Source organism: Pseudomonas sp. BF-B-30, assembly GCF_019956305.1.
GTDB classification, from domain to species: Bacteria; Pseudomonadota; Gammaproteobacteria; order Pseudomonadales; family Pseudomonadaceae; genus Aquipseudomonas; species Aquipseudomonas jessenii.
In genome coordinates this window covers 49,089-55,292 of the sequence record NZ_JAHBDG010000034.1, presented here as the reverse complement: position 1 = coordinate 55,292, position 6,204 = coordinate 49,089, and the positions used below count along the sequence as shown (strand labels likewise).

6 protein-coding genes are annotated in these 6,204 nt (G+C 61.2%); 2 read left to right on the top strand and 4 right to left on the bottom strand.

The features are described from left to right. Positions 1 to 83: 83 nt before the first annotated feature. Positions 84 to 707, bottom strand: a complete 624-nt coding sequence (locus tag KGB29_RS18680; RefSeq protein ID WP_057714019.1) for a glutathione S-transferase family protein — start codon at positions 705 to 707, stop codon at positions 84 to 86. Positions 708 to 968: 261 nt separating this feature from the next. On the opposite strand from KGB29_RS18680, the gene KGB29_RS18675 reads away from it, so the two are divergent. After that, positions 969 to 1,331, top strand: coding sequence for a hypothetical protein (locus KGB29_RS18675; RefSeq protein ID WP_150814236.1), 363 nt, complete (start codon positions 969 to 971; stop codon positions 1,329 to 1,331). Between the two features lie 77 nt (positions 1,332 to 1,408). On the opposite strand, the gene KGB29_RS18670 is transcribed toward KGB29_RS18675, so the two are convergent. Beyond that, complete coding sequence (locus KGB29_RS18670) at positions 1,409 to 2,500, bottom strand: DUF1615 domain-containing protein (protein WP_090456802.1); 1,092 nt, start codon at positions 2,498 to 2,500, stop codon at positions 1,409 to 1,411. A gap of 137 nt (positions 2,501 to 2,637) precedes the next feature. On the opposite strand from KGB29_RS18670, the gene KGB29_RS18665 reads away from it, so the two are divergent. After that, positions 2,638 to 4,173, top strand: a complete 1,536-nt coding sequence (locus KGB29_RS18665; RefSeq protein ID WP_150814237.1) for an FAD-dependent oxidoreductase — start codon at positions 2,638 to 2,640, stop codon at positions 4,171 to 4,173. A 124-nt stretch (positions 4,174 to 4,297) separates the two neighbouring features. Here KGB29_RS18665 and hemB read toward each other — a convergent pair whose 3' ends face one another. Both hemB and KGB29_RS18655 read right to left on the bottom strand, forming a co-directional pair. Further along, entirely contained in the window at positions 4,298 to 5,272 is a 975-nt protein-coding gene (gene hemB, locus KGB29_RS18660; RefSeq protein WP_090456805.1) for a porphobilinogen synthase, read from the bottom strand. A 156-nt stretch (positions 5,273 to 5,428) separates the two neighbouring features. Then, the gene (locus KGB29_RS18655) at positions 5,429 to 6,139 is read right to left on the bottom strand and encodes a glutathione S-transferase family protein (RefSeq protein ID WP_150814238.1); all 711 of its coding nucleotides are present in this window, start codon (positions 6,137 to 6,139) and stop codon (positions 5,429 to 5,431) included. Positions 6,140 to 6,204 lie beyond the last annotated feature (65 nt).

Below are 6,204 nucleotides of genomic sequence, written 5' to 3'. Positions count from 1 at the left end.
AAGGCGTAGTGTCAGGCAGCATCAATGTTGACTGACCCACCGCCTTCGCGAGCAAGCCCGCTCCCACATTGGTTTTTCAGTGTTCAGGCCGGCCAATGCCGGGCGAACACCGGTGCCAGTGCCGGGTGGCGGTCGATGCGTTCCAGCCAGGCGAAAAACCCCGGCCGGGCGTTGCGCAAATGTTCCCGGCTGCCCGCCCATCGCGAGATCACCGCCGCCAGCACATCCAGGCCCCCTGGTTTTTCGCTGCCCAGGTACAACTCACCCGAAAACTGATCGGCAAACACCTCCCAACTCCAGTGCAGGCGCCGGCGGGCGCCCTCCATGAGGTTCTGCCTGGACAACTCATCCGCCTCGGCCAGCCAGCGTTCGGGGTAATCGATGATGCCGATGGCTGCATAGCAATTGCTGACGATGTACGCCATGCCGCGAATGGCCTGGTCCCGCTCGGCCGGATCCTGCGGCAACAATCCCGATGCGGGAAAGGTGAGCCCGAGGTGGATCAGGATCGCCGCGCTCTCGGTCAGGACAGCGCCATCGGGTAGCTGCAAGGTCGGAATCTGTTTGAGCGGGTTGAGCTTCTCCAGCGCCTGGGCCGCCTCCGCGGACGTCTCGACATCGATGAAGCGATAAGGAACATCACAGAGCTCAAGGGCGGCTTCGATGGCCGCCGCCCCGGAGTTCTGATGGCCGTAGAGCTGGTACATAAACGTCTCCTTGCATACCGTAACCTCTGCAGTGCCGCATCAAGCGTCGCGGCTGAGGATCGCGCCAGCTAACCAGTGTAGAAGCCACCACCCGCCACACCACGACCATCCGACGATCGCACCATCACGTTCACTTGGGGTTTGGTGTCGGTCCTATCATTGCCGTCGATGTTCACCATCATCTCAATGAAGTTCTCTTAAAAAATCCCCGGCGTAACATCTGCTCCATACCAACCCATAAGCACCCCGGAGCACACCATCATGAAACGCCAAACCCTCCTCAGCATCGCTTTCTCGGTTTTCGCAGTTAACGCTTTCGCCGCAAACTCTGCTCAACCTGTAGTCGCTGAAGGCGGCTCGGATCGTCTGATTGAAAGCCGTGTGGCCGAGGGTGGCTCGGATCGCCTGATCGAAAACCGCGTCGCCGAAGGTGGTTCCGACAAGCTCCTGCAAAACCGCGTCGCTGAAGGCGGTTCCGACAAACTGCTGCAAAACCGTGTCGCTGAAGGCGGTTCCGACAAACTGCTGCAAAACCGTGTCGCTGAAGGCGGTTCCGACAAGCTCCTGCAAAACCGCGTCGCCGAAGGTGGTTCGGATCGTTTGATCGAAAGCCGCGCTGTCTGAATGCAGTGCCTGACCGCAGGACTCAATGAAAACCCGGCCTCACCCGCCGGGTTTTTTATGCTTTTTTTGCGCCGCGATTACTGCCCTGCCCGCGCCATGCAGCGCTGGTAGCGTTCATCGACTCGCTTGGCGAACCACGCGGTGGTGAGTTTGCGGGTGATTTTCGGGCTTTGCAGCACGATCCCGGGTAACACTTGACGGGGTAACGGCCGGCCCTCGGCCCGTTCGGCCAGTTCGAAAACCCGCCGATAGAGTTTGCTGTCTTCGAACGCCAGGGTGTTCCCCTCTTCCAGTTGTTCCCGGATCGTCGGATTGCGCATGTCCAGTTGCTTGCCGAGGGTACGCACGGCCAGTTCCGTGGTGCCGGGCATGATCGAACCGTGGCGCACCAGGTCGCCATCCAGCGCCAACGAGATACCGGAAGCCCGGCTCACCGCGTTCTGGAACGCGGCGTTACGGCTGGCGTACCAACCCGCGTTGAAGTCCGCAAAGCGGTACAACGGCTGTGGGTAGCTCACTGGATACCCGAGCAGATGCGCAATGCCGAAATACATGCCGCCGCGCCGGGTGAACACTTCATGACGAATCGAGCCCTTCACCGGGTACGGATAGCCCTTGGCCTGCTGCTCGGCAAAATCAATGCTGACCTGCATCGGCCCGCCGGTATGCACCGGGTTGAAGCCGCCGAACAGGGTCTTGCCCATCGGCACCATGCCGATGAAGTCATCGAAAACAGCGCTCAGTTCCTTTTCACTGCGCGCGGCATTCAGGCGGCTGCTGTAGCTTTTGCCGTTGGGCGAATCGAGCATTAACGCACCGCTCACCAACAGCCCGGGAATATGTGCCTTGGCGGCACGGCGATCGATCTCGTCGCGGGCGATCTTGCCCAGGCCCGGTACGCTCGGATCGACCTGAAAGGTCGACTCCTGTTCAGTCACCGCCAGCACCGAGCACAGGTTTTGCGTGGTCGGCGAGATGTCTTGCGCGGTAAACGCCACCTGGATATCCGTGGCCCAACCCTGGCGATCGGCAGCCTTGGCCGGCAGCAAACGCACAATCTCGGCCTTCACTTCGGCCGGGCTGCGCGCCACCGGTTCCTGGGTCCGTTGGCTGCCGCAACCGGTCAATACCAGCAACACGGCGACGCTTGTGATCAATCTGATTTGCATGTCGTTCCATCTAATCCGTTGGTCCGGGCCAACCATACGACCAATGGCAGGTCAGCGGCTACGTCCGTGACAGTCCGACGGTTGCCGCCCTCCCCGACTGGACCATACTTGATTCACACCGCGAGGAGGACAGGTTCATGCACCGCAGCGACGTGTTGATCATCGGCGCCGGCCCCACCGGGCTGGTCTTGGCGTTGTGGCTGAGCAAACTCGGCGTGCGCGTGCGGATCGTCGACAAAACCTCCGCCCCCGGCACCACGTCCCGGGCGCTGGCCGTCCAGGCACGGACGCTGGAGTTGTATCGCCAGCTCGGACTGGACGACGCCGTGGTGCAAAACGGACATCAAGTAACGGCCGGCAACTTCTGGGTAAAGGGTGAGCCCGTGGCGCGCCTGCCCCTGTCTCAGATCGGTGAAGGCCTGACGCCCTACTCGTTTCTCGAGATTTTTCCCCAGGATGAACACGAACGGCTGCTGATCGAGCGCCTGAACGCTTTCGGTATCACAGTGGAACGTAACACCGAACTGGCGGGCTTCGAGCAAACCGCAGACGGCATAACAGCTACGCTGCACCTGCCCGACGGTCAGCAGGAAATCTGCCAGGCTTGTTACCTGGCTGGATGCGATGGTGCCCGGTCGATTGTGCGCAAAACCCTGGATACCGGGTTTCCCGGCGGGACTTACCAGCAGATTTTCTACGTCGCCGACGTACAGGGCAGCGGCCCGACATTCAACGGCGAACTGCATGTGGACCTCGACGAGGCAGACTTCCTCGCCGTGTTCCCGCTGGCCGGCAGTGGTCGCGCGCGCTTGATCGGCACGGTACGCGACGAACGCGCCGAACACGCCGAGACCCTGCGCTTCGAGGACGTCAGCAGCAGGGCCATCGAGCACATGAAGGTGAAGGTCGAGCAACTGAACTGGTTTTCGACCTATCGCGTACATCACCGGGTGGCGGATCACTTCCGCAAAGACCGGGCGTTTCTACTGGGGGATGCCGCCCACGTGCACAGCCCGGCGGGCGGCCAGGGCATGAACACCGGGATTGGCGATGCCATCAACCTGGCCTGGAAACTGGCGGCCGTGTTGAGCGGCGGCGCAGAGGCCGGACTGCTCGACACCTATGAAACCGAGCGCATCGCGTTTGCACGCAAACTGGTGGCCACCACCGACCGGGTATTTAACTTCGTCACTGCCGATGGGCGAATTGCCGACTTGCTGCGTACACGCCTGGCCCCGTTCTTGATACCGAAAATAACCTCGTTCGAAACCTCTCGCGAATTCATGTTTCGCACGGTGTCGCAGATCACCCTCAATTATCGTGGAATGCCGCTGAGCACGGGCGTTGCCGGGCACGTGCATGGTGGCGATCGCCTGCCCTGGGCCCATGACGGTGAGGGGGATAATTTTGAGTCGCTCAAGTGCCTGACCTGGCAGGTACATGTCTATGGCGACACCAGCGACGAGATGATCGCCTGGTGCCACGAGCACCATTTGCCACTGCATGTGTTCGACTGGCGACCGGCGTTCGAAACCGCGGGCCTGGGGCGCAACGGCTTTTATCTGTTGCGGCCCGATACCTATGTGGCGATTGCCGAAACTTGTGCGGACCCGAAAGTGATCGAACGGTATTTCCGTGATCACGGGATCCGGCCGTTTTTCGGCGCGCCTTGATGCAACACCGATCAAAATGTGGGAGCGGGCTTGCTCGCGAATGCAGTGTGTCAGTCAATACATCTGTCACTGACACTCCGCATTCGCGAGCAAGCCGGCTCCCACAGGGGGTATGCGGTGGTCCTTAGATCCCCGCCAGCGCCAGGTCCATCGCAAAGTACGTAAAGATCAGGTCTGCCCCGGCGCGTTTGATCGCCCCCAGGCTCTCGCGCACCACACGGTCTTCATCGATGGCCCCGGCCTGGGCGGCAAACTTGATCATCGCGTACTCACCGCTCACCTGATAGGCCGACAGCGGCAGGCGTGAGGCTTCACGGATGTCGCGGATGATGTCCAGGTATGCACCGGCCGGTTTGACCATCAGCGCATCGGCGCCTTCCTGTTCGTCGAGCAACGATTCGCGTATCGCTTCGCGGCGGTTCATCGGGTTCATCTGGTAGCTTTTACGGTCGCCCTTGAGCGCGCTGCCGCCGGCCTCGCGGAACGGGCCATAGAGCGCCGAAGCGAATTTGGTCGAATAGGCCATGATCGCCGTCTGGGTAAACCCGGCGTCATCGAGCGCCCGGCGAATCGCCTGGACTTGCCCGTCCATGGCCGCCGAGGGTGCGATCACGTCGGCACCGGCCCGCGCCGCCGCGACGGCTTGCCTGCCGAGGTTGATCAGGGTCTGGTCGTTGTCGACTTCATGGTTGTGCAGTACGCCGCAATGGCCATGGTCGGTGTACTCGCAAAAGCAGGTGTCGGACATTACGATCATTTCCGGCACCGCGTCCTTGGCGATGCGCGACATGCGCGAAACCAGGCCGTCCTCGCGCCAGGTGTCGCTGCCGCTGCTGTCCAGGTGGTGGGAGACGCCGAAGGTCATCACTGACTTGATCCCGGCACGGGCGTAGCGCTCGATCTCGCCGGCCAGCTTCGACTCGGGAATGCGCATCACGCCGGGCATGCTGTTGATCGGCACGAAGTCGTCGATTTCTTCTTCGACGAAAATCGGTAGTACCAGGTCGTTCAGGCTGAACTCGGTCTCCTGGAACAGGCTGCGCAGGCTCGCATTGCGGCGCAGACGGCGTGGGCGTGCTTCGGGGAACTGACTGGACATGGGTTTTCCTGAATTTCAGAGGACGAGATGTAGGAGCGAGCTTGCTCCGGGCGGCGCTCCGACGATGGTCGTAAACGATAACGCGCATTGTCTGAATGTTCGCGTTGCCCTTACGTTTTTCGCGAGCAAGCTCGCTCCCACAGGTAATGCGGTGGATCAGCTGGAGACGGGGCCTGGAATCTGCAACCCGCGCACCACCGCCGGTCGCGCCAGGAAGCGTTCCAGCACCCGCGTGACGTTAGGGAAGTTCTGGATGCCCACCAGATCGCCCGCTTCATAGAAGCCGATCAGGTTGCGCACCCACGGGAAAATGGCGATGTCCGCGATGGTGTAGCGCTCGCCCATGATCCAGTCGCGCCCTTGCAGACGACCGTCCAGCACCTTGAGCAGGCGCCTGCTTTCCTCGACGTAGCGGTCACGGGGACGCTTGTCTTCATAGTCCTTACCGGCGAATTTGTTGAAAAACCCGAGCTGGCCGAACATCGGACCAATACCGCCCATCTGGAACATCAGCCACTGAATCGTTTCGTAGCGCGGTGCCGACTCCTGGGCCAGCAGTTGCCCGCTCTTGTCGGCCAGGTAGATCAGAATCGCGCCCGACTCAAACAGCGCCAGCGGCCGGTCGTCCGGTCCGTGGGGGTCGAGGATCGCCGGAATCTTGTTGTTGGGATTCAGGGAAAGAAATTCCGGGGACATCTGGTCGTTGGTGTCGAAGCCTACCCGGTGAGGTTCATACGGCAGGCCGATCTCTTCGAGCATGATCGAGACCTTGACGCCGTTGGGGGTCGGCAAGGAGTACAGCTGAATCCACTCCGGATACTGGGCAGGCCATTTGCGGGTGATGGGGAATGCGGACAAATCGGTCATGGGCACGATCCACGAAGACATTGAGAGTGACGATCATAATGTAGATATCGGCTCAGCGATCCCTT

What these genes read in the sequence shown, in the direction of transcription:
- KGB29_RS18680 (WP_057714019.1), bottom strand. Translation starts at nt 707, where the DNA reads ATGTACCAGCTCTACGGCCATCAGAACTCCGGGGCGGCGGCCATCGAA.
- KGB29_RS18675 (WP_150814236.1), top strand. Translation starts at nt 969, where the DNA reads ATGAAACGCCAAACCCTCCTCAGCATCGCTTTCTCGGTTTTCGCAGTT.
- KGB29_RS18670 (WP_090456802.1), bottom strand. Translation starts at nt 2,500, where the DNA reads ATGCAAATCAGATTGATCACAAGCGTCGCCGTGTTGCTGGTATTGACC.
- KGB29_RS18665 (WP_150814237.1), top strand. Translation starts at nt 2,638, where the DNA reads ATGCACCGCAGCGACGTGTTGATCATCGGCGCCGGCCCCACCGGGCTG.
- hemB (WP_090456805.1), bottom strand. Translation starts at nt 5,272, where the DNA reads ATGTCCAGTCAGTTCCCCGAAGCACGCCCACGCCGTCTGCGCCGCAAT.
- KGB29_RS18655 (WP_150814238.1), bottom strand. Translation starts at nt 6,139, where the DNA reads ATGACCGATTTGTCCGCATTCCCCATCACCCGCAAATGGCCTGCCCAG.